The following is a 24,469-nucleotide window of genomic DNA, read 5'->3' on the forward strand; positions in this document are numbered from 1 at the left end:
TTGCTTCCCCCTATCGCTTAGCTACAATTACTTGCGACAATAATTCTTCTACTTTTTCCTTCTTACATAAATCAGCTGAAAATGCTGTTGCACTCCCTGTTGCAACGCCGTATTGAAATGCCTTTTCAATATCTTTTGTCTGTTCATATTTGCCTACAAACCCTGCAACAAGAGAATCTCCGGCCCCAACTGAATTAATTACAACACCTTTTGGAACAGTCGCTTCATATATACCTTCTGCCGTAAATAATAAAGCTCCCTCTCCAGCCATCGATACGATAACGTGTTTTACACCTTGTTCAATTAATTTTCTTCCATAAGGTAAAACGTCCTCTACTGTTGAAAGCTCCACATCAAACAACTCACCAAGTTCATGATGGTTTGGCTTAATTAAAAATGGCTTATTTTTAATTACATGCTGCAGTGCACTTCCGCTCGCATCAACTACTACTCGAATACCTTTTTCAGCTCCGAGCGCTGCGATTGATTCATAAAAGGTAGTTGGGATAGATGCAGGTACACTTCCAGCTAGCACAACGCAATCTCCCTGCTTCATACTTTCGATTTGTTTCATTAATTGTTCAAATTGCTCATTTGTCACATTAGGACCTTGCCCATTTAATTCTGTCTCTTCTTGCTCTTTTATTTTCACATTAATTCGGGAATCTCCGTCTACTTGGATGAAGTTTGTCATTACGCCTTCCGTCTGTAATACACTTTTAATAAATTGACCGGTGAATCCACCAGTAAATCCAAGTGCTACATTTTCCACACCTAAACGATGGAGAACGCGAGAAACATTAATCCCTTTTCCCCCAGGAAACTTCATATCTTTCTCTGCTCGATTGACTGCGCCTAAATCAAAGGAATTAACTTGTACTACATAATCAATAGATGGGTTTAAAGTAACTGTATAGATCATTGTTTATCAGCCTCAATTACATTGGTTTGTCTTTTATATTTTTCTAAATCAATTTCTAAATGGTTTGTAATAATATTTGCTTCTTCAACATTTGCAATTTTCGCAAATGCAACTTCTGAAAACTTACTTTCATCAATTAAGAAATATCCTTCGTTTGCTAATGTTAATGCCATTTGTTTTAAGAGCGCTTCTTCTGGATCTGGCGTTGTAAAGCCAAGCTGTTCATGTACACCATTTGCACCTAAAAAACATTTATCAAAACGATACTTCTGCATACTTTCCTGTGCCATAGCACCGATTAAAGCTTTCGTCCTACTCTTCATCATTCCACCTAGTAAATACGCACGAATATTATTTTCAACTAAAGCTTCAATATGCATAAGTCCATTCGTAACGACAGTCACATCTTTATTTATTAAAAATGGAATCATTTCAAATGTTGTACTTCCTGCATCTAAATAAATACAATCACCTTGTTCAATAACGCTAGCCGCATAATTAGCAATTTGTTGTTTTATTTGAATGTTTTTGGATGATTTTTCAACCATCGTTGGTTCTTGCCCTTTTCCTGTTAAAACAGCGGCACCACCATGAACTCTCTTTAATAACCTTTGTTTTTCCAATTGCGCTAAATCACGACGAATTGTTGATTCAGAGCTTTCTGTTCTTTCCACCAATTGTTGTAATTTAACAATCTTCTGCTCTTTTACAAGTTGCAATATCATTTGATGACGTTCAGGAGTTAACATTTTATTCACCTCTTCTTTGATTACAGTATAATGAAAACGATCACAAAAATCAACCATAAACATTCATAAATAACCAAAATCAATCACAAACAGTTATAAATAACAAAAAAAGAAACCCATTTGATCGTTATATCAAACGGGTTTCTTTACTCGATTCACTTATAAAGAAGATTTATATATGCTTAAAACATCGTCTTTATTTAATTTTTTAAAGTTACCAAATTCACCATAAGCCATTGCTTTATCCGCCATTAAATCAATTTCATTTTCTCCAATAGCATAATCAGATAATGTTACTGGTGCCTCAATTGAAGTCCAAAATTGACGTAACGCCTGAATTCCTTCTAACGCAATTTCTCGCTCAGTCTTTCCATCTGTTTCTACATTGAATACGCGAATAGCAAACTGTTTAAAACGACTTACATTTTCATCTACGACATGCTTCATCCAGTTAGGGAATAGAATTGCTAAGCCGCCTCCATGCGGTATATCATGAACAGCAGAAACTGCATGCTCAATATTATGAGTTGCCCAGTCTCCTTTAACTCCCATCGCTAAAATGCCGTTTAACGCCATAGTACCACAATATAAAATAGTTTCTCTATGCTCATAATTTTCTAAATCACTTAAAAGCTTAGGAGCTGTCTCAATTACTGTTTTTAAAACAGATTCACAATAACGATCTTGTAGTTCTGTATTCGTTCCGTTGTGGAAATATTGCTCTAATACGTGCGACATAATATCTACCATACCGTAAATTGTTTGATCCCTCGGCACAGACGCAGTATGAACTGGATCTAAAATTGAAAACTGCGGGAAAGTAACCGGGCTACCCCATCCATACTTTTCATTCGTTTCCCAGTTTGTAATTACCGAGCCTGCATTCATTTCAGATCCTGTTGCTGCAAGAGTAAGTACAGTACCAAATGGTAATGCCTCACTAGCAAAAGCTTTTTTCGTTACAATATCCCATACATCTCCATCGTACTTACTACCAGCAGCAATTGCCTTCGTACAGTCGATTACACTTCCTCCGCCAACTGCTAAAATAAATTCAACACCATTCTCTTTACAAATTTGAATCCCTTTCTTTACAGTCGATACACGAGGATTCGGTTCAACGCCTGTCAATTCAAATACTTCTGCATTTATATCTTTTAAAATAGAAATTACATTATCATAAATACCGTTTCTTTTAATACTGCCTCCTCCGTATACGAGAAGAACTTTTTTACCGAACTGTGGAATTTCAGTTTTCAACTGTTCTAATTGCCCTTTACCGAAAATAAGTTTCGTTGGATTACGAAATACAAAATTTTGCATATTCCTTTACCATCCCTTCTATATGAAAAGTAACTATACTTTTGTATACCATATTTTTTTCATTTCACAAAAATATTTGCCTAACAAAAAAATCCCAGCCTACAGGCTGAGATTTTTTATTGATAATAAGGTGAGATCATTAAGTAAACTATAACACCAGATAAACTTACATATAACCAAATCGGCATCGTCCAACGTACAATTTTACGATGACGTGTTAATTGATTTGTAAAACCAAATACAAGTGCAAACAATGCAAGCGGTACAATAATTGCTGCCAGGATAATATGTGTAATTAAAATGATGAAATACACATATTTAATGAATCCTTCTCCGCCAAAATGTGTTGCTGGCGCTAAGTAATGATACGATAAATAAGAAACACAAAATAGCAACGTCGTTGTAAATGCTGCCAGGATGAAACCACGGTGCATTTTCACATTCTTCTTAATAATAGAGTATAGAGCTGCTAATAAGAATACGAACGTAAAGCTATTAAAAATTGCATTTAACATTGGTAAAATTGTTACATCAAAATGTAATTCTCCTTCATAGCCAACAGGTCCAAAGAACAAAAATAAAATAATCGCATTTACAATTACAGAAAGCGTTATCACAATAGGAGCATAGCTTTTCTGATTTGTTGATTGATCCACCAAAATGGTCACTCCCTCTTCCTTCAAATATGTATACGTAACCTCACTATTTTAACATACTATTCACAGTGTAAATGTGACAATAGTTTGACACAGCAAGATAAGACAAAGAAAAAAATCCTTCTTAATAAAACTTCTTAAGAAGGATTTTATCGCTTTATTATTCAAATAGCAACGAGATTAGTTTTTGTTAAAAAATGTATCGCTATATGCTTGAAAAATTTCAGACACTTGATATCCCATTAAAGAAATTGCTGTTAATGAAAAGAAACCAATCATAAGAAATCGAAACCACATATAAATCTCCTCCTTGTATTTAGCTTAAAAAACATTCGCTATATTACAAGTTGAGTGGCACTCTTCATCGTCACTTTCCTTTTTCCTTACAATTGCTGTAATAAATCGAATCATAAAGAAAATAACAAAAGGAATTTGTTCGTAATTCACATTGGCATAGTTTAGCAACGGCTCGCGCTGCATATCGAACGGGGATGAGAAGGAATAGAACATACCTTGCTCTTCCATATATACAATTACAATTTTCATGCAAAATACGATTCCTAGAAACGAAACAATATCTTGCCATTCTGTCGTATATAACAGGTTATACAGCTCTAATACGTACTCTTCCATCATCATCCCCCCTTCCTTTTTTACCATTTTGCTCGCCTTCGTATAAAAAGTCAAGAAAAAAGTTTATATTCACTATGACAATAGTAATTACTTGTTTCTATGATTATATATGATTCTTTTATAGTAATGATTTGGTGTAACTCTCTTCGAAAATAAGAAAATTAGAATCGAACGGATTCCTCATTCTTACTTTTAGGCTTCAAAATTGTGCTATTTTTATTTCTATTAAAAATAAAATAAGAAAGTATTATAAGAACAGTAACAAACATTGTTAAAAGTGCTTGTGAACGTAAAGTATCAATTGCGAACATCGCAACTAAAACTGCTATAATAGCAGCAATTGTAACATACGTTACATACGGAAAAAGCCACATTTTCACTTTCAAATTTTGTTGTTCTACTTTTCCCATTTTTTTACGCATCTTTAAATGCGAAACTGCAATAACGAGATAAACTAGTAACGCAATCCCGCCAGATGCATTCACTAAAAACAAAAAGACTTTATCTGGAGAAATATAACTAAAAACAACGCCAATATAAGCGAAGAACGTTCCGAATAAAACGGCCCGAACTGGAACACCACTACTGTTCAATTTCAAAAACGCCTTTGGAGCATCTCCTCTTTCTGCCATCGAAAAAAGCATTCTTGAGTTTGTATATAAACCCGAATTTAAACAAGAGAGTACAGCTGTTAAAACGATAAAATTCATAATTTGTGCCGCAGCTGGTATTCCTATATGTTCCAGTACAGCTACAAATGGACTTTTTAATATGTTTGCTGAATTCCATGGCAGTAGCGTAACAACTACCGCTATAGACCCAATAAAAAATACAAGAATACGCCAAATCACACTGTTTGTTGCTGTTTTTACTGCTTTTACAGGTTCTGCAGATTCACCTGCGGCTACTGCTACAATCTCTGATCCCATAAATGAAAATATAACGACAGTAATTCCAAGCAGTACCGAACTTATACCGTTTGGCATAAATCCACCTTGTCCAATTAAATTCGAAGTGCCGGGTGCTTCTGTTCCTGGAACAAATCCTAAAATAACAGCAAGACCTAAACAAAGGAACAAAACAATACTTATTACTTTAATAAAAGAAAACCAATATTCAAACTCTCCAAATGATTTCACCGAAAAAACGTTCGTCAGCGTTAATAAAATTGTTAATATTAAACTTAATAACCAAAGCGGTATTTGTGGAATCCAATATTGGATAATACCAGCACCTGCTGTGGCTTCTATTGCAATAACAATTACCCAAAAAAACCAGTATAACCAGCCTATTGTATAACCCGCCCAAGGACCAATTGCTTCTCTTGCATACGTTGCAAATGAACCACTTGTCGGATTAACAGCTGCCATTTCTCCTAGCATTCTCATAACGAAAATGACTAGAAGTCCTGCTAATGCATATGAAACGATAGAACCTGGTCCTGCCGAATGTACAACTGCACCACTTCCAACAAACAAACCAGCCCCTATTACGCCGCCAATTGAAATCATTGTAATGTGGCGTATTTTGAGGTCTTTCTTTAGATTTTTATCCAAATCTTGTACATCCCCTTCCAAACTAAATTTTGAAATTTATGTAAGAGTACTGTGCGAAAGATTTTGTCCTATACTTTAAAATATATCAAAATATTCTGAATTTAACAATTATAATTCAACCTCCTTCAAAAATTATTACATTAGGTTTAATACTTTCCCATACACAATTGTTGAGAAAATTATATTCTCTTTACAAAAGAAAGAATTTTCAGATATCATTGAATAAACAAGATTATACATCTAGACAACTTTTTGTATAGGAGTGTTGATATGTTAAACAAGTTCAAATTTTTTTGTTGTATTTTAGTAATGTTCTTACTTCTACCGCTATCCCCTTTCCAAGCACAAGCAGCAAACAATTTAGGTTCAAAATTACTCGTTGGATACTGGCATAATTTTGATAACGGTACTGGCATTATTAAATTAAAAGACGTTTCACCAAAATGGGATGTAATCAATGTATCTTTTGGTGAAACTGGTGGTGATCGTTCCACTGTTGAATTTTCTCCTGTGTATGGTACAGATGCAGAATTCAAATCAGATATTTCTTATTTAAAAAGTAAAGGAAAGAAAGTAGTTCTTTCAATAGGTGGACAAAATGGGGTCGTTTTACTTCCTGACAATGCCGCTAAGGATCGTTTTATTAATTCCATACAATCTCTGATCGATAAATACGGTTTTGACGGAATAGATATTGACCTTGAATCAGGTATTTACTTAAACGGAAATGACACTAACTTCAAAAACCCAACTACCCCTCAAATCGTAAATCTTATTTCAGCTATTCGAACAATCTCAGATCATTATGGTCCAGATTTTCTATTAAGCATGGCCCCTGAAACAGCTTATGTTCAAGGCGGATATAGCGCATATGGAAGCATATGGGGTGCATATTTACCAATTATTTACGGAGTGAAAGATAAACTAACATACATTCACGTTCAACACTACAACGCTGGTAGCGGGATTGGAATGGACGGTAATAACTACAATCAAGGTACTGCAGACTACGAGGTCGCTATGGCAGATATGCTCTTACATGGTTTTCCTGTAGGTGGTAATGCAAATAACATTTTCCCAGCTCTTCGTTCAGATCAAGTCATGATTGGGCTTCCAGCAGCACCAGCGGCAGCTCCAAGTGGTGGATACATTTCGCCAACTGAAATGAAAAAAGCTTTAAATTATATCATTAAAGGAGTTCCATTCGGAGGAAAGTATAAACTTTCTAATCAGAGTGGCTATCCTGCATTCCGCGGCCTAATGTCTTGGTCTATTAATTGGGATGCAAAAAACAACTTCGAATTCTCAAATAACTATAGAACATATTTTGATAGTCTTTCCTTGCAAAAATAACAAAGTAAAACTATAATTAGCCCTCATCAATCGGACATTTATGGGCAATCCATATAGGATAAAAACAGCAATAGGTCCCTTTATAGGTCCTATTGTTGTTTTTTATTTATGAAAATTACTTTGTCACATCTAAAGTTTTAAGAAACTGTTTTCCATCGACCAACATCGCACGTTCCTCTGAATCATATTGTTAAATATTCTAGTCACTCTTTTGCTTCAACACAAAAACTGAAAGTTCAGGTACACTACAAAATCTAACAGGCATCCTAGTAGTCCCAATGCCACGATTTACATATAAATATAACTGCCTACTCTTCCCCTCTACTTCATACATACCTTCAACATAGCTCTCAGCTAGTTTGGTAGTAATTAACGGACCTACAAAAGGGATTTGGACTTGTCCTCCGTGACTATGTCCTGACAGTTGAAGATCAACTGGGTAACGATTTATTTTGGTTACAACATCCGGCTCATGTACTAATAACATGTTGAAATCATTTTGTTTCAAGTTTTTTAAAGTTAAATCTATTTTCGGCTTCCCTAATAGAAAATCATCCAAACCTGATATTGTAATATATTTGCCGTTTTCCACTTTAATTTTCTGCACTTCATTTACTAATACAGAAAAACCAGCTTCCTCCATATATTTTTTGTAAAATAGACTACCGCCCCCGCCCCTATCATGATTCCCAAACACAGCATATTTCCCTAAGGGAGCGTGAATTTTCTGCAAAATAGCCTTCGCTTCTTCTCTTTCCGCACTATAAGACCCAAATTTATCTATTAAATCTCCGGTAAAAACTACTATATCTGGATGTAATTCATTCATCTTCTCCACTAAATGTTCAAGTTGCTTCAGTGTAAACTCTGGCCCTAAATGTACATCTGAAAACTGTAATATTTTTTTATTATTAAATTCTTTAGGAATTGCAGAAGCTTCTATTTCATTCCACGTAACTGTTACTAATTTTCTTTCTATTTCTGTCGCATAATAATACAAACTTACTGGTATCATTAATATACTTATAAAACTAATAATAAATATCTTTATGATTGATTTTTTTCGTTCTTTTTTTACATGATTCGTATTCATGTTTTCACCTCTAGAAACACTTTAAATCCTTATTGTTACATTCATGTGACAACATGAATACTATTCTTATTATGTAATTCCTTCCCTATTCACTTTGACAATTTTATACAGAAGTCATAACATATTTTTATAATACATATATTTTTGAATCTTTTTCTATTCATTCCATTATTTTATTACGGAGGGGTTATTCATGTCTGTATTTACACCAGAAGAAATTACGGAACTTGCTGCGAATTCAGGAAGGAAAAAAGCTCATTTATCATTGCTCCCTATGCTAATTCTTGGTTTTTTTGGTGGTGCTTTTATCGCATTAGGGTATTTACTCGATATTCATGTTATTGGGACAATGCCAAAATATTGGGGATCATTTTCTAGTTTTCTAGGCGCTGCTGTATTTCCTATTGGTCTTATTCTCGTTATTCTTGCAGGCGGTGAACTAGTAACCGGTAACATGATGACAGTTTCTATGGCCTGGCTCCAAAAGAAAATTACTTTATTTTATTTCATACGAAATTTAGTTATTGTTACATTTAGCAATTTCATAGGGGCTGTATTTGTAGCCTACTTTTTCGGTCATATCGTTGGCTTAACTGAGGGAGCTTTTTTAGCGAAAACTATTTCTATCGCTCAAGCGAAACTACAAGATACGCCATTGCAAGCATTTATTTCTGCAATCGGATGTAATTGGCTCGTTTGTTTAGCTGTTTGGCTCAGTATGGGAAGTAAAGAATTTATCGGAAAGATTATCGGTATTTGGTTCCCGGTTATGACTTTTGTTGCGATTGGATTTCAACACGTTGTAGCCAATATGTTTGTCATCCCAGCCGCGATTTTTGCCGGTCATTTCACTTGGGCTGAATATTTTCCAAACTTTATTTTTGTTTTCTTTGGAAATTTAGTAGGAGGTATGTTATTTGTAGCACTACCTTACTTCATATCTTATAATAAGAAACTACCTGCTCATCAAGAGAAGACTGAAATGAAGAACAAATCTCTGTCCGCTTAAATGGAATGTCTATAAAGTGCCCTAAAAAATATTACAAATTTCATTTTTTTTGCGAATATATGTACGTACACTTGTTCTCGAATGTTTTATACGTTATAATAACAACTTAAATAGCATTATTTACATATGAGGTGAAAAACATGAACAAAACAGAATTAATTAAAAACGTAGCACAAAATGCTGAGATTTCTCAAAAAGAAGCTACTGTAGTTGTACAAACTGTAGTAGAATCAATCACTAACACTTTAGCTGCTGGTGAAAAAGTACAACTTATCGGATTCGGTACATTCGAAGTTCGCGAAAGAGCTGCTCGTACAGGCCGTAACCCACAAACTGGTGAAGAAATGCAAATCGCAGCTTCTAAAGTACCTGCTTTCAAAGCTGGTAAAGAACTAAAAGAAGCTGTAAAATAATGAAAAATATCCTTCTCATTTATGAGAAGGATATTTTTTTCATAACATAATTAATAAAAATCTGACCATTATGTTGTTTCTTTTGTTCTTTTATGCAAATAAAATCTTTACTTTCAAAAAAAGGTTTTGCGGTAATGCTCGCCTCTGTATATATCTCCCTATGTCCCAAATTCACTGCTTCTTTTTCTAACTTCTGTAGTATGTATGAAGCGACTCTTTTCCCTTGATAATCTTTATGCGTAAATAAACGATCTACGTAACGATCATCGTTATAATCCCCAAACCCGACTATCACACCTTTATGATCCGCTACATAGCTAATATTCTTTTCTAAAGACTGTAACCAATTTTCTCTATCTAGTCGCTCCGGTGCCCACGCCTGTAGCTGTAACTCATTATAATCTTTTGCATTAACCGTATGAACTGTTTCATAGAACAATTGTAATACTTGATCTAAATCTTCTTTCTGGAATGTTCTAATTATAATATCTTTTAACATATATAAGTCTCCTTACGAAACTACCTCTTAACTTTTCTACTACATACGATTCTATATTTCTGCTTTATTATATCGTTTTAATTTCTATACGAACAAAAAAACAATACTTATTCAAGTATTGTTTTTTAATTCTATTCAATTACTTAATGTAGCTTTTTAAGGTTTTAATTTAACTCTTTGTAATCGTAATGCATTTAATACAACGGATACAGAACTAAATGCCATCGCTGCTCCAGCAACCCAAGGGGCTAAAAAACCTAATGCCGCAATTGGAATTCCTAACGCGTTATAAGCTAATGCCCAGAATAAATTTTGTTTAATATTTCTTATCGTCATTTTACTCATAAAGATCGCATCAGCAATACTATTTAAGTCACCGCGGATTAACGTTATATCCGCTGCTTCCATCGCTACATCCGTTCCCGTTCCAATTGCCATACCAATGTTCGCTGTAGCAAGAGCAGGAGCATCATTTATCCCGTCTCCAACCATCGCTACTTTCTTACCATTTGCTTGCAGTTTTTTCACTTCTTCTGCTTTTCCTTCTGGCAATACTTCTGCAATTACGTGATCAATACCAACTTGCTTTGCAATTGCCTGAGCAGTTTGTGTATTATCTCCTGTAATCATCACAACGTCTAGACCCATTTTTTTCAGTCTTGCGATAGCTGCTTTTGAAGTATCTTTCACAGTATCTGCAACGGCAAATATACCAGCATATTCTTTATCGATTGCAATAAGCATTGCTGTTTTTCCTTCTCGTTCTAGCGCTTCCATTGATTTAGAAACTTCTTCAATATCAATATTGAATTTCTTCATTAATCGACGTGTACCAATTAATAAGTGTTTTCCTTCTACAACTGATTCGATACCAAATCCCGGAATCGCTTCAAACGTTTCTGAACTTGGGATATCAATTTTCTTTTCTTTAATTCCTTCTACAATCGCTTCTGCAAGTGGATGTTCAGAATTTCTTTCTGCTGCCCCTACTAATCTAAGCAGTTCATTTTCATTGAATCCATCTGCTACAATTACATCTGTTAACACCGGCTTCCCATTTGTCACTGTACCCGTTTTATCTAAAATAACCGTATCTAATCTGTGCGTTGCTTCTAAATGCTCTCCACCTTTAAATAAAATACCATACTCTGCTGATCTTCCTGATCCTGCCATAATAGATGTAGGCGTTGCAAGACCTAATGCACATGGACAAGCGATAACAAGTACTGCTATCATTTTCTCAAGTGCTCCGCCAAAATCACCAGGTGTAACAAATATCATCCATACTGCAAATGTGATAATCGCAATCACAACTACAACCGGTACGAAAATACCTGAAATTTGATCTGCTACCCTTTGAATAGGAGCTTTTGAACCCTGTGCCTCTTCTACTACTTTAATAATTTGAGCTAATGCAGTATCTCTTCCTACCTTAGTTGCTTTCACTTTTAAAAATCCATTTTTATTTATTGTAGAACCTATTACTACATCCCCAATTGACTTATCAACAGGAATACTTTCACCCGTTAACATCGATTCATCAATCGCTGACTTTCCTTCGACAATCTCACCATCTACTGGTATTTTTTCACCAGGCTTTACATAGACGATATCACCAGCTACTACTTCTTCAATCAAAATTTTTATTTCTGTTCCACCTCGCACAACTGTAGCTGTCTTCGCTTGTAAACCCATCAATTTTTTAATTGCTTCTGATGAGCGCCCTTTTGCTTTCGCTTCAAATAATTTACCTAAAATAATTAATGTAATAAGTACCGCACTCGTTTCAAAATATAAATCTGTCATATGTTCCGAAGAACCAATAGATTGAATACTTAAATATACACTATAAAAATAAGCGGCCGACGTTCCAAGCGCCACGAGAACATCCATATTCGCACTTTTATTACGTAACGCTTTATAAGCCCCAACATAAAACTGCCCACCAATGATAAATTGAACAGGAGTTGCAAGTGCTAGTTGCACCCAAGGGTTCATTAACATATCTGGTAAATAAATAAACGACGTAAATGAGAAATGACTAACCATTGCCCACAATAATGGGAAAGATAAAATAAACGAAATAATAAACTTCTTCTTTTGTCTTTCAATTTCTTGTAATCGATGATCAGTTGATGCATCTTGATCATCTGGTTTCACTTCTAATTTATATCCTAGCTTCGTAATCGCGCTCTTCATTTCATTTACATTAACTTCATCATGATTAAAGTCTACTGTAGCTGATTCTAAAGCAAAATTTACTGTCGCTTTGTTCACACCATCTAACTTATTTAAACGCTTTTCAACTCTATTTGCACATGCTGCACATGTCATTCCTGAAACAGTAAATTCAGCTTTATCACTTACAATTCCATATCCTAACGATTCAACTTTTTCTTTAAATTGTTGCAGATTTGTTTTAGTTGGATCGTACATTATTTTTGTTTTTTCAAGCGCAAAATTTACATTTGCCTCATGAACACCTTCTACTTTTTTTAGACCTTTTTCAATTCTATTTGCACATGCCGCACATGTCATTCCTGATATTTGAAGATTGGCCTCTTTTTGTTCATTCATGTCTCTCACCTCTATATACCCTTATGAGGTATAATTATTAGCAAAATAAATCGTACTTCGTTTAAAGTACGATTTATTTCCATATCTAAAAATAATTACTGAACATCGTATCCTTGGTCTTCGATTACAGCAACGATATCTTTTAATGTTACGGCAGACGAGTCGATAGTAACTTCAACAGTTCCTTCTGCTAATTGAACCTTCACTTGTTCAACACCGTTTAGCTCTTTCACACTGCTTTCGATAGCATTTACACAATGTCCACAAGACATACCTTCAACTTGTAATGTTAACTGTTCCATTTAAAATCCTCCTCTTGTTTCTTCATTATTTGTTAATCACAATTACATCTTACCATACCCCCCTAAGGTAATCAATGGTTTTGTATCATGATTTTTCAATTATTTTCTAAAAGTTTATTTTACACACACTTTTTCACATCAATACCCCGAAATCTTATTATGAAGGTAAACAAAAAAAACAAGCCAGTGACATACTAGCTTGTTTTTACGCTTTTGAAAAACGTTCAAATACAGTCATTAATTCTTCAATTGCTTCGTCACCATTGCCATCTTTAATAGCACCTGAAACACAATGACTTGTATGGTTTTTTAATACACCCATTCCTACTTTTTTCATCGCTGCATTAATCGCTGAAATTTGCACTAAAATATCCACACAATAGCGATCATTTTCAATCATATTTTGAATACCGCGGACCTGTCCTTCAATCCTCTTTAATCTATTTATAATTTGTTCTTTTTCTTTTTCTGATCTATGTGTTACCGCTTCATGCTCTTTATGACCCATATTATCACCTTCTTAAAGTTTCTCTTCATCCAATAAAACAATTGCTTTTACGAGTATACCAATTATAGCATTAATTATCTATGTATGATACCCCATATGAGTATATTTCCGCTTTATGATTATTCTTAACAACTCATTAGCTTCTTAATCTCAATTTTCAGTATACCCTTTCTTTTTGTCAAAAAAATCATTATATCTCTCATCAAAGTTCAATAAAAAGAAACAAGAATAAGCGGGGATTACCCGCCCCCGCTTATTCTTTGTCTATAATATTAAAAACTTAATTTTCAGCTATTTAATCCAACAATTTTTTCTTTCCATATATGATTATTGCTGATCGCATACTTTTGTATCATTCACTACTGAAGTTCCTTCAACGGTTACCGTATGAAAACAGTCATTTACTCGAACTGTTACAACATTATCTTGCCGATCAATGATATGATATTCATTAAAATTTTTATTCAGAGCACTGCGAATTTGTTCTCCTTCATAAATTGGGATGCCATGCGATAAAACCCAAATAAGTCCAGCGATAGCAAGAATAGTTTTCATACGATCTACCTCCTTGGGAATATAGTGAACTTTTAATCCATACTTTTTCAGCTCTACAAATCATGATCGGAATAAACCAAGCCTTTTTGGAAATAAGTTCATTTCGTCTATTTTATGTTTATGCTAATTGTGACCGTTTTGTGACAACTTTTTGTCTCTTTAGACGAAAAGTTGAAACAAAACTTTCAAAAAGGACAATTCTACATATCAAAAAAGGTTATGGAATGTTTCATCCATAACCTTTTTTCCTATACGTAACTAATAAATCTCAATCCTTTACTTAAAGAAGTCGGCACAACAGATGCATGATTCTCCCCTTCAGCTTCATAAAACTTAAATTTAAGTTTATCGTGGTTTACTTGGAGAAGGCGCTCTGATAATTCATTTGCGCCTACAACCATATGCTCTCGTTCTAGTGACCCAACTGTAAGGAACACTCCTGTTTCAAACTTAGCATTGTTTAATTCATGTATAAGGTTCTCTTCTTTTTCAAGTACGGATTGGTTATTCCACCATATAGATGGACTACTAATAAAATAATTTTGAAAAGCATTTAAGTTTGTAAATAGTATATAAAGAGCAAATAGTCCACCTAAAGAATGTCCAAATAACGTTTGCTTACTTTTATCGATCTCAAAATTCTTTTCAATTTGTGGTTTCAGTTCTTCTTCAATAAAAGTAAAGAAATTATGTGCTCCTCCTGTTTTAGGCCACGGTTTACCGTCTGGTTTTAAAGGGGCATCTTTTGAAATTACGCTAGGCGTAAAATCATAACATCTTTCTTCCCCTGAAAATGCGCCTTCAATTGGATAACCCAATCCTACTATAACAGCTGGTGAAACACCGGTTTTTTCCGCTCTTACTGATTGTATTTTAACTGCTTCATGAAATGTTTGAAAAAAGGCATTGCCATCTAATACATAAATGACAGGATATCCTGAATCCGGTGCTGGTTGCCTCGGCTTTGAAATATGAATTTGATATTCCTTACCTTCTAATTTTGAATACATTTTCCACTGTTCTGTATTAGATGTTATAATCTGCTGTTTTTCAACTGTAGTATTCACCCTATCCCCCCCTTTTTAACTTGTTACATATATTTCGATTTTTTCTTCTTGAGATACAACGCTATCATAACCGAAACAAACAGGAGCCCCGTTATACGGATCTATCATGACACGTGCATCAATATGAAATACTTCTTTTAACACTTCATTTGTAATGATTTCTTCTGGGCTACCAGTTGTAACAATTTCTCCTTCCTTCATTGCAATAATTTCATCTGAAAACCTTGCTGCATGATTAATATCATGTAATACCATAACAACCGTACAATTATGTTCTTTATTTAACTTCTCCACAATTTGTAATACATCTAATTGATGAGACATATCAAGGTATGTAGTTGGCTCATCTAATAGCAACACTTCTGTCTCTTGTGCTAATGCCATCGCTAGCCATACCTTTTGTCTTTGACCACCTGATAAATTTGCAATTTGTCTCGTTCGAAATTCAGAAGTTTTCGTTATATTTAATGCCCAATCAATCATTTCTTTATCTTTTGTCGTTAACTTATTTACGTTATTTCGATGTGGATAGCGTCCATAAGAAATTAATTCTTCCACTTTAAGTTCACCTGGTGCAATTGGAGTTTGCGGGAGTAAAGCTAACTGCTTCGCAATTTCTTTCGTTGAAATTGTATGTAAATCTTGCCCTTGTAAATATACTTTTCCGCTTTTTTGTTTTAAAATTCTTCCCATTGTTTTTAACAATGTTGATTTACCGCAACCGTTCGGACCTATAATTGTCGTTACTTTTCCTTCTTGTATTTCCACATTTAAATCGCGAAACACTGTAAGCTTTTCATAACTTGTTTCTAAATTTTTTGCACTTAAAATACTCACTTTTATTCCTCCTCTTACGCTTTCGCCTTATAAAGTAAATATAAGAAATACGGTACACCGACAATAGAAATAACGATTCCAACTGGTAACTCTACAGGTGTGAAAACTGTTTTTGCAATAAAGTCTGAGGCAACTACAAGAAACATTCCGATTACGCCGCACGTGGGAATTATATACTTATGTTGAATACCGACAAGTCTTTTCGCTATATGCGGTGCCATTAAGCCAATAAAACCGATACTCCCTGAAACAGCAACACATGCACTCACAAGCCCGATACTGCTTAATAATAAAATCGATTTCTCTCTTTCTACTGAAACACCTAAACTTGTAATACTCGTTTCTTCCAATTGAAATAAATCTAGTAAATATGCTTTCTTTTGTATAAGTGGAATTAAAATAATAAGCCATGGTAACATAGCCACAATATACTTCCAGTTCGCACTATATATGCTTCCAGAAACCCACACTGCAGCCATCTCGAAATCAGTTGACTTCATTTTGAGTGATAAGTACATAGAAAAGGCCCCAAATCCTGATCCAATTGCAATCCCTGTTAATAAAAGTCGCTGCGAATCTAACTTACCGTTTTTCCAAGAAAAAAGATAGATGATAATAGCAGCACCTAATCCGCCAACTAAACCAAACATTGGCATCATCATAATAGAAACCCAGTCTGTGCTTTTTAATTGTCCTTGAAAGAAAAACATAAAAATGACGATCGCTGTTCCCGCACCGGCATTTACTCCTAAAATACCTGGGTCTGCCAATCCATTTCTCGTAATCCCTTGAATAACGGCACCCGCAACACCAAGGCCTAATCCTACTAATCCAGCAATTACGATACGTGGAAGACGAAACTCAAAAATAACTAAATCATGTTCTGGTACTGGATCAATTCTAAAAAGTGTTTTAAACACATCTGTAATCGTAATGTCGAACGTACCATTTGTTAAACTAATATAAATAGCACATAGTATTAAAAATATAATAATCCCCATCGTCATTCCGAAACGTTGACTTGAACTTTTAAGCATGTCTCTCTCCTCCTCTTGTACGGATTAAATAAAGGAAGAAAGGAATTCCAATTAAAGATGTTACGACTCCAATTGGCGTTTCAAATGGATAATTTACAAATCTACTTAAAACATCACATAACGCTAAGAAAACCCCACCAATAACGCCTGCACATGGCAATATCCATTTATAATCTACTCCAATTATAAAGCGGGTAATGTGCGGAATAATTAAACCTACAAAACCAACTTTTCCTACTAAAGCAACTGCTGTTCCTGTTAAAAAAATTACCGATAAAATTGCCATCGCTTTAACTAGTTTTGTACGCTGTCCTAAATTAATAGAAACCTCTTCGCCTAATGAAAGAATGGTAATAGATTTTGATATTAACAATGCTAAAATTATTCCAATTATCCCAAACGGTATCGTAATTTTAATTATATTAGGATCTACTTGATCTAACTTTGCATTAAACCAAAAACTAACATTTTGAGAAATTTGGAAATACGAAGCCATGGCAGCCGATACACTGCTTAAAAATGTTCCAATAACTGTTCCGATAATTGCTAACCTAACTGGTGATAAGCCATTTTGAAGGAGCGAACCAAAACCAAACACGATACCGGCTCCGAGTGCAGAACCAATCATTGAACATACAACCATACCAATTGATGACATTCCTGGAAGAAAAATCATACAAAGTGTAATAACAAAGGCAGCACCATCCGTCACACCCATAATAGAAGGGGATGCAAGATAGTTTCTTGTCATCCCCTGCATAAGTGCTCCTGATATGGCTAGAAATGCTCCGACTAAAAGAGCTGCAACTACCCTTGGTAAACGTGAAGTAATAATAATATTATGATTTACATCACTTGAATCAAAATGAAATAATGCGTTCCACACTGTTTCAGCATCAATACTTTTCGCCCCATACAAAATCGAAAGTATAACTGTAAATAAGATGAGTATGGGTGCTATACATAATATAGTTACTGGTACTGCATTTGTTTTCTGCATATCATTCAACGCACCTTACTTATTGTATTATTTAGATAAATTTTTCACTGCTTCTTTTAAGAAGGCAGTTTTACTCCAAGCAGTACCACCTTGTGCCATTGGATCTACAACGTTTACAAATACTTTCTTTTCCTTCGCAGCATTCATACTTTGCCAAATTGGATTACTTTCAATTTCTTCTAACACTTTTGGATTTTTATTTTCACTTGCCTCATATTGTAAGAAAATATAATCTGGGTTAAGTTCAGCAAGTTTTTCAAATGAAATTTTCTCTTGTGCTTTTACAGTTTTCAATTGTTCTGGAGCAGTTAGTCCAAGATCTTTATAAATTACAGGGTTGAAGTATACTCCTTCTGGATATAGGAATAATTCGTTTGCTCTTAGTCTAATGACAAGTACTTTTTTATCTTTTAACTTATCTCCTAGTTTTGCTTTTGCTTTTTCAGCGTCTGAATTGTAGTCTTTAATAATTTTTTCTGCTTTATCTTTTTTACCAGTTAATTCTCCCATTAACTTTAAGTTATCTTCCCAATTTGTTGAAACGTGTGATACCGGGAATGTAGGAGCTACTTTCGTAAACTTTTCAGCTGTTTCTGCTGGGAATTTCGTACTTGATGTAATCACATCTGGTTTTAATTGTAGTAATGTTTCGAAATTGGGTTGCATTTTCTCACCAACAGATTTCGCACCTTCTAACTCTTTTTCCAGGTACTTTGGTAGTTTACCACCTACAGTAATGGCACCAACTGGTTTAATTCCAAGTACTGCCGCATCTTCCATTGACTCTAAACTAGCTGTCGCAATTTTATCTACTTTTGCTGGCACTGTATATTCTTTACCTAAATATGTAATTTTTCGTTTTTCATCTTTTTTCGTTTCCGTAGCTTTTGTCTGTTGTTTTTGCTCGCCTGAAGTTTTATCCGCACTATTACATGCCGCTAAACCTACACTTAAAACTGTAACCATCCCTAAAGTAAATAATTTCTTGTTCATCTTTATATGTCTCCTCTCAAATTTTCAAACTATATTCTCAATAGAATTTAACTATATGAATCTTATCCCATATATATATTTCATTAGATTAATAATTTTATCCAGAACTCATTCACGTTCACTTCCCCTAGACTATAATTCTTTTACGCCTTCATCACTTGATAATCTTTTTCACTGATAATGATTATCGTTACTAAGTATATATTTAATATGAAATTATTTCAAGAATGATTTGAAAAATTTTAACAAACTGAATTAAAAAAAGAAGTATCTCCCTAATATTAGGGAGATACTTCTTTTTTTAGAAATTTATATGCAATTCAACTGGACAATGGTCTGATCCCATCACTTCACTATTAATTTTCGCTTCTGTTATTTGGTCTTTCATTCTTTCCGAAACAACAAAATAATCTAAACGCCATCCGATATTTTTCGCTCTCGCGCCCATACGATACGACCACCACGAGTATGCACTTTCTTGATCAGGATAAAGGTAACGATATGTATCAGTAAATCCTTCTTCTAAAATACATGAAAATTTCTCTCGCTCCTCATCAGAGAATCCAGGATTTTTACGATTACTTTTTGGATTTTTCAAATCGATTTCTTTATGAGCAACATTTAAGTCTCCACAAAAAATAACTGGTTTTTTCTCATCTAATCGTTTGATATAGGACCTGAAATCATCTTCCCATTTCATTCTGTAATCTAATCGTTCTAATCCACGTTTTGAATTTGGTGTATATAACGTTATCATATAAAAATCTTCGAATTCTAAAGTAATAAGTCGCCCTTCTTGATCATGCTCTTCAATGTCTAAACCATATGTAACTGAAAGCGGTTCTTTTTTCGAAAAAATAGCAGTTCCTGAATATCCTTTTTTCACAGCATAATTCCAGTATGTATAATATCCCTCTAGATTTAAATCAATTTGCCCTTCTTGTAATTTAATCTCTTGTAGACAAAATATATCAGCACTTGATTCCTCGAGATATTCCAAGAATCCACCTTTTGCGATAACTGCTCGCAAACCATTTACATTCCATGAAATTAACTTCACTTTTAGCCCTCCTCTTGATGTTTATTTCCAAATTTCATGCTATCACAAAATAGAAAAACAATCATATTTTCACCTTTGTAATCTTGCTCTTACATTTATGAATACATACATACGCACTTTATTCAGGTTATACTAATTTCAGAGGTGATGTTCTTTGCACAATGAAGGAGTTATATTAACAAATGAGTATTGGCAAGCAATTATTCATAATGATTCTTCCTATGATAGCAAATTCTTTTATGCTGTGAAATCAACTGGAATTTTTTGCAGGCCATCATGCAAATCAAGAATACCGAATAGAAACAATGTACGAATTTTTCATCATGCAGAGCAAGCATTAAGCGAAAACTTTCGCCCGTGCAAACGTTGTAAGCCAAATGGGATCACTTTACCTAATGAAGAGTGGGTAGAACAAATTAAAGACTATATCGAAAAGCATTATGACGAATCCTTAACTCTCGACATGCTTGCGGAAATGTGTCACGGTAGCCCTTTTCATTTACAGCGTACTTTCAAAAGAATAATAGGGCTAACTCCTATAGAATATATACAACAATTTAGGGTTCTTAAAGCAACCAAATACCTTTTACACACAAATCAATCTATTAAAGAAATTAGTACTGCTGTCGGGATAGAAAACCCAGAGTATTTCGCAACTTTATTTAAAAAGAAAACCGGATTTACTCCTACTGAATATCGAAAAAAGAACGAAATGAAAGAGGGATACGATAATGAATTCCTACAAAAATAATTATATATATTGGACGCTACTTACACATAAAAATTGGCGATTTCATATTGCTGCAACTGAAAATGGACTATGTTTCATTGGATCACAAGACGAAAACTTTGAAGAATTAAATATATGGGCTAGAAAAAAACTGCCCCAACATATATTGATTCATAGTCCAGATTACTTGCAAATATATACGCAAGAAGTTATCGAGTATTTAGAAAACAAGCGAGAAACTTTTACATTTCCTATCGATGCTTATGGAACTAATTTTCAATTATCTGTTTGGAATACGGTACGTGAAATTCCTTATGGAAAGACATATTCTTATACAGAAATTGCTGAAAAAATTCAAAAACCTAAAGCTGTGCGCGCCGTTGCTTCTGCTATTGCTGCTAACCCTCTCCTTATTACTATTCCTTGTCACCGTGTTATTGGGAAGAATGGGAAACTAACCGGATTTAGGGGTGGATTAGAAATGAAGAAAAAATTGCTTACATTAGAAAAGTTATAGGTGGAATTCATATGACAGCAGAATATAATAGCGCATTATCTATAGCAGTTCCAAAAGAATTTTGTTTCCAAGAAAATTTACGTTATCTATCACGTTCTAACAATGAATGTATGTTTCATATTGAAGACAATAAAATTTATAAAGTTATCCCTGTTCAAGATGTAAATCCTTTAGTTGAAATTAGTTTGAATACTGATGGCAATATTCAAATACGTTTTTTAGGAGAGTTATATACTCATGAAAGATGGGTAAGCGATGCTGTAGCTAACTATGTAAAAGAATGGTTTGATTTAACTACTGATTTAGCTCCCTTTTATACATTAGCTAAACATGATTTACTCCTTCAAGGACCAATTGAACAATATTATGGCCTTCGTAATTTAGGTATTCCAGACTTATTTGAGGCACTTTCCTGGGGAATTATCGGTCAACAAATTAACTTAACATATGCTTATACGCTAAAAAGAAGATTAGTTGAGCAATTTGGCAGTTATGTAGAATGGGACGGTAGAAAGCATTGGATATTCCCATCACCTGAAACAATTGCAAATCTACATGTAGAAGATCTCCAACAATTAAAAATGACGACTAGAAAATGTGAATATTTAATCGGTATTGCGAAGCTTATTACAGAGAGAAAACTATCAAAAGAGGATTTACTGCAAACACAAGATGTAAAGGTTGCTGAGAAACAATTAACCGCTATCCATGGTATAGGACCATGGACTGCCAACTATGTTTTAATGCGTTGTTTAAGATTTCCTTCAGCTTTTCCAATTGATGATGTTGGTCTCCATAATGCAATTAAATTTATAACAGGTTCCGAAAATAAACCGACTAAAAATGAAATAAAAGGTTTCGCGGCAAACTGGGCTAATTGGGAGTCTTATGCGACTTTTTATTTGTGGCGAGTACTATATTAAAAAAACCAAGTAGCACATTCGTACTACTTGGTTCTTTTTTAAGCTTGCTCCTCAAAACGTCTTGCAATTTCCACAATAACTTGAACGGCTTTTTCCATAGTATCTACCGAAACATATTCAAATTTACCGTGATAATTTTCACCACCAGTGAAAATGTTCGGCGTCGGTAATCCCATATATGATAATTGTGATCCATCTGTGCCTCCGCGAATCGGATGAATATTTGGTTCAATGTCTAAACTTTTCATTGCTTCATATGCAATATCAACAATTTCTCTTACCGGTTCAATTTTTTCAAGCATGTTATAGTATTGATCGTTCATTTCTAAAACGACTGCATCTTCGCCATACTTTTCTTGCATAGTCTTCACAATATTTTTAACGTTATTTTTACGCGCCTCAAAATTTTCACGATCAAAGTCTCGAATAATATAATACGCTTTACTTTGCTCAACATCACCATTTAAAGAAAGTAAATGATAGAATCCTTCATAGCCTTCTGTATATTCTGGCGCCTCTTCTACTGGTAAATACCCGTTAAACTCCATAGCCAGTTTAGTAGCATTGCGCATTTTATTTTTCGCTGTTCCAGGATGTGTATTCGTTCCGTTAAACGTTAACTTAGCACCTGCAGCATTAAAACTTTCATACTCTAAACCACCTAATGGACCTCCATCCATCGTATAAGCGAATGATGCACCAAACGCTTCTACATCAAAATGCGCTGGCCCACGACCAATTTCTTCATCCGGTGTAAATGCTACTCTTATTTTCCCGTGCTTAATTTGCGGATTATGTATTAAATGGTTCATTGCAACCATAATTTCTGTAAGACCAGCTTTATCATCTGCTCCTAGAAGTGTTGTACCATCAGTTGTAATAATGGTATGTCCTTTATATGATGGTAATTCCGGGAACTGCTCTGGTGTTAACACAACATTTAGCTCTTCATTTAACGTAATTGCATTACCATCAAAATTTTCATGAATTTGTGGTTTGACGTTTTTCCCTGTAAAGTCTGTTGCTGTATCTAAATGGGCTAAAAATCCAATTACAGGAACATCCTTGTCCGTATTAGCTGGAAGTGTTGCCATTACATAGCCATTATCATCCATCGTTACTTCTGTTAAACCAATTTCTTTTAGCTCTTCCACTAATAACTTACCAAACTCAATTTGTCCTGGTGTTGTTGGTACTGTATGGCTTTCTTCATTTGATTGCGTATCAATTTTTACATATCTCGTAAATCTTTCAATAAGTTCTTGTTTCAAGTTCATTCACTCCCTTTTATGTTTCTCCCTCCATTATAATCCTTAAAACGAAATATTTTAACTTTTTTGACTGTGAAGATGTATATTTCATTTACATTGTTAACACTTTTAAACGCATGATAAAAAGACATAATATTTGTACATTAAAACCGTAACAGGTAACATACATAATTATAAAATATGGGAGGTTTTAAAGATGAGGCTAACTCTCTTTCGCTATTTTCTTTTTTTCTTAGGATTAATTTTCTTTGGCCTTGGAAACGCTCTCGCAGTCAAAGTTAAATTTCTCGGCTTGCACCCCTGGGAAGTTTTAAATATGGCTCTCTACCAAAAGTTTGGATGGACCATCGGTACGTGGAGTGTCATATGTGGGTTATGTCTCGTTCTAATATCTTTACTAGTAGATCGAAAATATATAAATGTGGGGACATTTTTGAATGCACTACTTATCGGTCCCATTATGGACTTTTTCTTACAATCAAACATGCTTCCAGAAGCTAGTAATTATTTATGGATAAACTTACTCATTTTATTTTCTGGTATTGCCATTACAGGTATCGGTGGAGGTATGTACGTTGCAGCTGGGATTGGCGCTGGACCCCGTGATGGATTCATGCTTACTATTTCAGACAAAACAGGACTTTCTATTAGCCGTGCTAGAATCATAGTAGAATGTATTGTACTAGTTATTGGATTTATGCTAGGAGGTCCTGTTTTCATCGTAACTTTTCTGTACACCTTTATTCAAAGTCCAATCTTTCAGCAATCATTTAAGATGTTTCAAACACTTTTACATACTTTACATGGCAAAAAGAAAATTAGTGAACATCTTTAAAGTACAGCTTAATACAAATAAATCCACCCTATTTACGACTCTCACCGTAAA

26 protein-coding genes are annotated in these 24,469 nt (G+C 34.4%); 7 read left to right on the plus strand and 19 right to left on the minus strand.

Going from position 1 to position 24,469, the window contains the following annotated elements:
- Positions 1-10: 10 nt before the first annotated feature.
- The 6 genes from pfkB to gabP all read right to left on the minus strand — a co-directional run bounded on the left by pfkB (position 11) and on the right by gabP (position 5,839).
- The gene (gene pfkB, locus NST86_RS18800; RefSeq protein WP_086424271.1) at positions 11-922 is read right to left on the minus strand and encodes a 1-phosphofructokinase; all 912 of its coding nucleotides are present in this window, start codon (positions 920-922) and stop codon (positions 11-13) included.
- Positions 919-1,671 (minus strand): DeoR/GlpR family DNA-binding transcription regulator, encoded by a 753-nt coding sequence (locus NST86_RS18805; RefSeq protein ID WP_000957263.1) that lies wholly within the window; start codon positions 1,669-1,671, stop codon positions 919-921. Before NST86_RS18805 ends, pfkB begins: the two co-directional genes overlap by 4 nt.
- A gap of 159 nt (positions 1,672-1,830) precedes the next feature.
- Positions 1,831-2,994 carry an iron-containing alcohol dehydrogenase gene (locus NST86_RS18810; protein ID WP_016118497.1) on the minus strand — a complete coding sequence of 388 codons (1,164 nt, stop codon included), beginning with the start codon at positions 2,992-2,994 and terminating at the stop codon, positions 1,831-1,833.
- Between the two features lie 116 nt (positions 2,995-3,110).
- Positions 3,111-3,653: a DUF420 domain-containing protein gene (locus tag NST86_RS18815; protein ID WP_000228314.1), complete on the minus strand. Its 543-nt coding sequence runs from the start codon at positions 3,651-3,653 to the stop codon at positions 3,111-3,113.
- Positions 3,654-3,971: 318 nt separating this feature from the next.
- A complete protein-coding gene (locus tag NST86_RS18820; protein WP_002000550.1) occupies positions 3,972-4,310 on the minus strand; it encodes a hypothetical protein in 339 nt (112 codons plus the stop codon).
- A gap of 134 nt (positions 4,311-4,444) precedes the next feature.
- Complete coding sequence (gabP, locus tag NST86_RS18825) at positions 4,445-5,839, minus strand: GABA permease (RefSeq protein WP_000360107.1); 1,395 nt, start codon at positions 5,837-5,839, stop codon at positions 4,445-4,447.
- A 270-nt stretch (positions 5,840-6,109) separates the two neighbouring features.
- Here gabP and NST86_RS18830 point away from each other — a divergent pair, with 270 nt between their 5' ends.
- A complete protein-coding gene (locus tag NST86_RS18830; RefSeq protein WP_065845270.1) occupies positions 6,110-7,192 on the plus strand; it encodes a chitinase in 1,083 nt (360 codons plus the stop codon).
- Positions 7,193-7,391: 199 nt separating this feature from the next.
- Here NST86_RS18830 and NST86_RS18835 read toward each other — a convergent pair whose 3' ends face one another.
- Positions 7,392-8,285 carry a metallophosphoesterase gene (locus tag NST86_RS18835; RefSeq protein WP_227593090.1) on the minus strand — a complete coding sequence of 298 codons (894 nt, stop codon included), beginning with the start codon at positions 8,283-8,285 and terminating at the stop codon, positions 7,392-7,394.
- Positions 8,286-8,478: 193 nt separating this feature from the next.
- Here NST86_RS18835 and NST86_RS18840 point away from each other — a divergent pair, with 193 nt between their 5' ends.
- Together NST86_RS18840 and NST86_RS18845 are read left to right on the plus strand one after the other, a co-directional pair.
- Positions 8,479-9,294, plus strand: coding sequence for a formate/nitrite transporter family protein (locus NST86_RS18840; protein ID WP_000110537.1), 816 nt, complete (start codon positions 8,479-8,481; stop codon positions 9,292-9,294).
- A 140-nt stretch (positions 9,295-9,434) separates the two neighbouring features.
- Positions 9,435-9,707 (plus strand): HU family DNA-binding protein, encoded by a 273-nt coding sequence (locus NST86_RS18845; protein ID WP_001043904.1) that lies wholly within the window; start codon positions 9,435-9,437, stop codon positions 9,705-9,707.
- Between the two features lie 19 nt (positions 9,708-9,726).
- Here the strand turns inward: NST86_RS18845 and NST86_RS18850 are convergent, their stop codons facing one another.
- The 11 genes from NST86_RS18850 to NST86_RS18900 form a co-directional block, all read right to left on the minus strand.
- Positions 9,727-10,206 carry a GNAT family N-acetyltransferase gene (locus NST86_RS18850; protein ID WP_016118499.1) on the minus strand — a complete coding sequence of 160 codons (480 nt, stop codon included), beginning with the start codon at positions 10,204-10,206 and terminating at the stop codon, positions 9,727-9,729.
- Positions 10,207-10,362: 156 nt separating this feature from the next.
- A complete protein-coding gene (locus NST86_RS18855; RefSeq protein WP_001005323.1) occupies positions 10,363-12,783 on the minus strand; it encodes a heavy metal translocating P-type ATPase in 2,421 nt (806 codons plus the stop codon).
- A gap of 95 nt (positions 12,784-12,878) precedes the next feature.
- Positions 12,879-13,085: a copper chaperone CopZ gene (gene copZ / locus NST86_RS18860; RefSeq protein ID WP_000436973.1), complete on the minus strand. Its 207-nt coding sequence runs from the start codon at positions 13,083-13,085 to the stop codon at positions 12,879-12,881.
- A gap of 205 nt (positions 13,086-13,290) precedes the next feature.
- Positions 13,291-13,593 (minus strand): metal-sensing transcriptional repressor, encoded by a 303-nt coding sequence (locus NST86_RS18865; protein WP_000509876.1) that lies wholly within the window; start codon positions 13,591-13,593, stop codon positions 13,291-13,293.
- Between the two features lie 327 nt (positions 13,594-13,920).
- Entirely contained in the window at positions 13,921-14,148 is a 228-nt protein-coding gene (locus tag NST86_RS18870) for a hypothetical protein (RefSeq protein WP_000849103.1), read from the minus strand.
- A 248-nt stretch (positions 14,149-14,396) separates the two neighbouring features.
- Positions 14,397-15,215: an alpha/beta hydrolase gene (locus tag NST86_RS18875; RefSeq protein WP_001098703.1), complete on the minus strand. Its 819-nt coding sequence runs from the start codon at positions 15,213-15,215 to the stop codon at positions 14,397-14,399.
- A gap of 15 nt (positions 15,216-15,230) precedes the next feature.
- Positions 15,231-16,052, minus strand: coding sequence for an ABC transporter ATP-binding protein (locus NST86_RS18880; protein WP_000025773.1), 822 nt, complete (start codon positions 16,050-16,052; stop codon positions 15,231-15,233).
- A 14-nt stretch (positions 16,053-16,066) separates the two neighbouring features.
- Complete coding sequence (locus tag NST86_RS18885) at positions 16,067-17,089, minus strand: FecCD family ABC transporter permease (protein ID WP_000920451.1); 1,023 nt, start codon at positions 17,087-17,089, stop codon at positions 16,067-16,069.
- Complete coding sequence (locus NST86_RS18890) at positions 17,082-18,089, minus strand: FecCD family ABC transporter permease (RefSeq protein WP_001173058.1); 1,008 nt, start codon at positions 18,087-18,089, stop codon at positions 17,082-17,084. Before NST86_RS18890 ends, NST86_RS18885 begins: the two co-directional genes overlap by 8 nt.
- Positions 18,090-18,116: 27 nt before the next feature.
- On the minus strand, positions 18,117-19,082 hold the full coding sequence (locus NST86_RS18895) for an iron-hydroxamate ABC transporter substrate-binding protein (protein WP_001035506.1): 966 nt from the start codon (positions 19,080-19,082) through the stop codon (positions 18,117-18,119).
- 301 nt (positions 19,083-19,383) lie between these two features.
- Entirely contained in the window at positions 19,384-20,142 is a 759-nt protein-coding gene (locus NST86_RS18900) for an exodeoxyribonuclease III (RefSeq protein ID WP_000767617.1), read from the minus strand.
- A gap of 154 nt (positions 20,143-20,296) precedes the next feature.
- Between NST86_RS18900 and NST86_RS18905 the strand changes: the two genes are divergently transcribed.
- From NST86_RS18905 to NST86_RS18915, 3 genes are read left to right on the plus strand one after another with little or no spacing between them, the layout of a single operon-like run.
- The gene (locus NST86_RS18905) at positions 20,297-20,893 is read left to right on the plus strand and encodes a bifunctional transcriptional activator/DNA repair enzyme AdaA (protein ID WP_000551300.1); all 597 of its coding nucleotides are present in this window, start codon (positions 20,297-20,299) and stop codon (positions 20,891-20,893) included.
- The gene (locus NST86_RS18910) at positions 20,874-21,389 is read left to right on the plus strand and encodes a methylated-DNA--[protein]-cysteine S-methyltransferase (RefSeq protein ID WP_001089837.1); all 516 of its coding nucleotides are present in this window, start codon (positions 20,874-20,876) and stop codon (positions 21,387-21,389) included. Before NST86_RS18905 ends, NST86_RS18910 begins: the two co-directional genes overlap by 20 nt.
- A gap of 11 nt (positions 21,390-21,400) precedes the next feature.
- The gene (locus NST86_RS18915; protein ID WP_000123499.1) at positions 21,401-22,312 is read left to right on the plus strand and encodes a DNA-3-methyladenine glycosylase 2; all 912 of its coding nucleotides are present in this window, start codon (positions 21,401-21,403) and stop codon (positions 22,310-22,312) included.
- 38 nt (positions 22,313-22,350) lie between these two features.
- On the opposite strand, the gene pepT is transcribed toward NST86_RS18915, so the two are convergent.
- Positions 22,351-23,583: a peptidase T gene (gene pepT, locus NST86_RS18920; protein ID WP_000807014.1), complete on the minus strand. Its 1,233-nt coding sequence runs from the start codon at positions 23,581-23,583 to the stop codon at positions 22,351-22,353.
- A 196-nt stretch (positions 23,584-23,779) separates the two neighbouring features.
- On the opposite strand from pepT, the gene NST86_RS18925 reads away from it, so the two are divergent.
- Positions 23,780-24,418, plus strand: a complete 639-nt coding sequence (locus tag NST86_RS18925; RefSeq protein ID WP_001241259.1) for a YczE/YyaS/YitT family protein — start codon at positions 23,780-23,782, stop codon at positions 24,416-24,418.
- Positions 24,419-24,469 lie beyond the last annotated feature (51 nt).

The sequence above is a fragment of the Bacillus sp. FSL L8-0199 genome (genome assembly GCF_038005705.1).
Taxonomy (GTDB): Bacteria; Bacillota; Bacilli; order Bacillales; family Bacillaceae_G; genus Bacillus_A; species Bacillus_A cereus.

Coding starts and splice junctions, on each gene's coding strand:
- pfkB (WP_086424271.1), bottom strand. CDS start 922: ATGATCTATACAGTTACTTTAAACCCATCTATTGATTATGTAGTACAA.
- NST86_RS18805 (WP_000957263.1), bottom strand. CDS start 1,671: ATGTTAACTCCTGAACGTCATCAAATGATATTGCAACTTGTAAAAGAG.
- NST86_RS18810 (WP_016118497.1), bottom strand. CDS start 2,994: ATGCAAAATTTTGTATTTCGTAATCCAACGAAACTTATTTTCGGTAAA.
- NST86_RS18820 (WP_002000550.1), bottom strand. CDS start 4,310: ATGGTAAAAAAGGAAGGGGGGATGATGATGGAAGAGTACGTATTAGAG.
- NST86_RS18830 (WP_065845270.1), top strand. CDS start 6,110: ATGTTAAACAAGTTCAAATTTTTTTGTTGTATTTTAGTAATGTTCTTA.
- NST86_RS18835 (WP_227593090.1), bottom strand. CDS start 8,285: ATGAATACGAATCATGTAAAAAAAGAACGAAAAAAATCAATCATAAAG.
- NST86_RS18840 (WP_000110537.1), top strand. CDS start 8,479: ATGTCTGTATTTACACCAGAAGAAATTACGGAACTTGCTGCGAATTCA.
- NST86_RS18845 (WP_001043904.1), top strand. CDS start 9,435: ATGAACAAAACAGAATTAATTAAAAACGTAGCACAAAATGCTGAGATT.
- NST86_RS18850 (WP_016118499.1), bottom strand. CDS start 10,206: ATGTTAAAAGATATTATAATTAGAACATTCCAGAAAGAAGATTTAGAT.
- NST86_RS18855 (WP_001005323.1), bottom strand. CDS start 12,783: ATGAATGAACAAAAAGAGGCCAATCTTCAAATATCAGGAATGACATGT.
- copZ (WP_000436973.1), bottom strand. CDS start 13,085: ATGGAACAGTTAACATTACAAGTTGAAGGTATGTCTTGTGGACATTGT.
- NST86_RS18865 (WP_000509876.1), bottom strand. CDS start 13,593: ATGGGTCATAAAGAGCATGAAGCGGTAACACATAGATCAGAAAAAGAA.
- NST86_RS18870 (WP_000849103.1), bottom strand. CDS start 14,148: ATGAAAACTATTCTTGCTATCGCTGGACTTATTTGGGTTTTATCGCAT.
- NST86_RS18885 (WP_000920451.1), bottom strand. CDS start 17,089: ATGCTTAAAAGTTCAAGTCAACGTTTCGGAATGACGATGGGGATTATT.
- NST86_RS18890 (WP_001173058.1), bottom strand. CDS start 18,089: ATGCAGAAAACAAATGCAGTACCAGTAACTATATTATGTATAGCACCC.
- NST86_RS18895 (WP_001035506.1), bottom strand. CDS start 19,082: ATGAACAAGAAATTATTTACTTTAGGGATGGTTACAGTTTTAAGTGTA.
- NST86_RS18910 (WP_001089837.1), top strand. CDS start 20,874: ATGAATTCCTACAAAAATAATTATATATATTGGACGCTACTTACACAT.
- NST86_RS18915 (WP_000123499.1), top strand. CDS start 21,401: ATGACAGCAGAATATAATAGCGCATTATCTATAGCAGTTCCAAAAGAA.
- NST86_RS18925 (WP_001241259.1), top strand. CDS start 23,780: ATGAGGCTAACTCTCTTTCGCTATTTTCTTTTTTTCTTAGGATTAATT.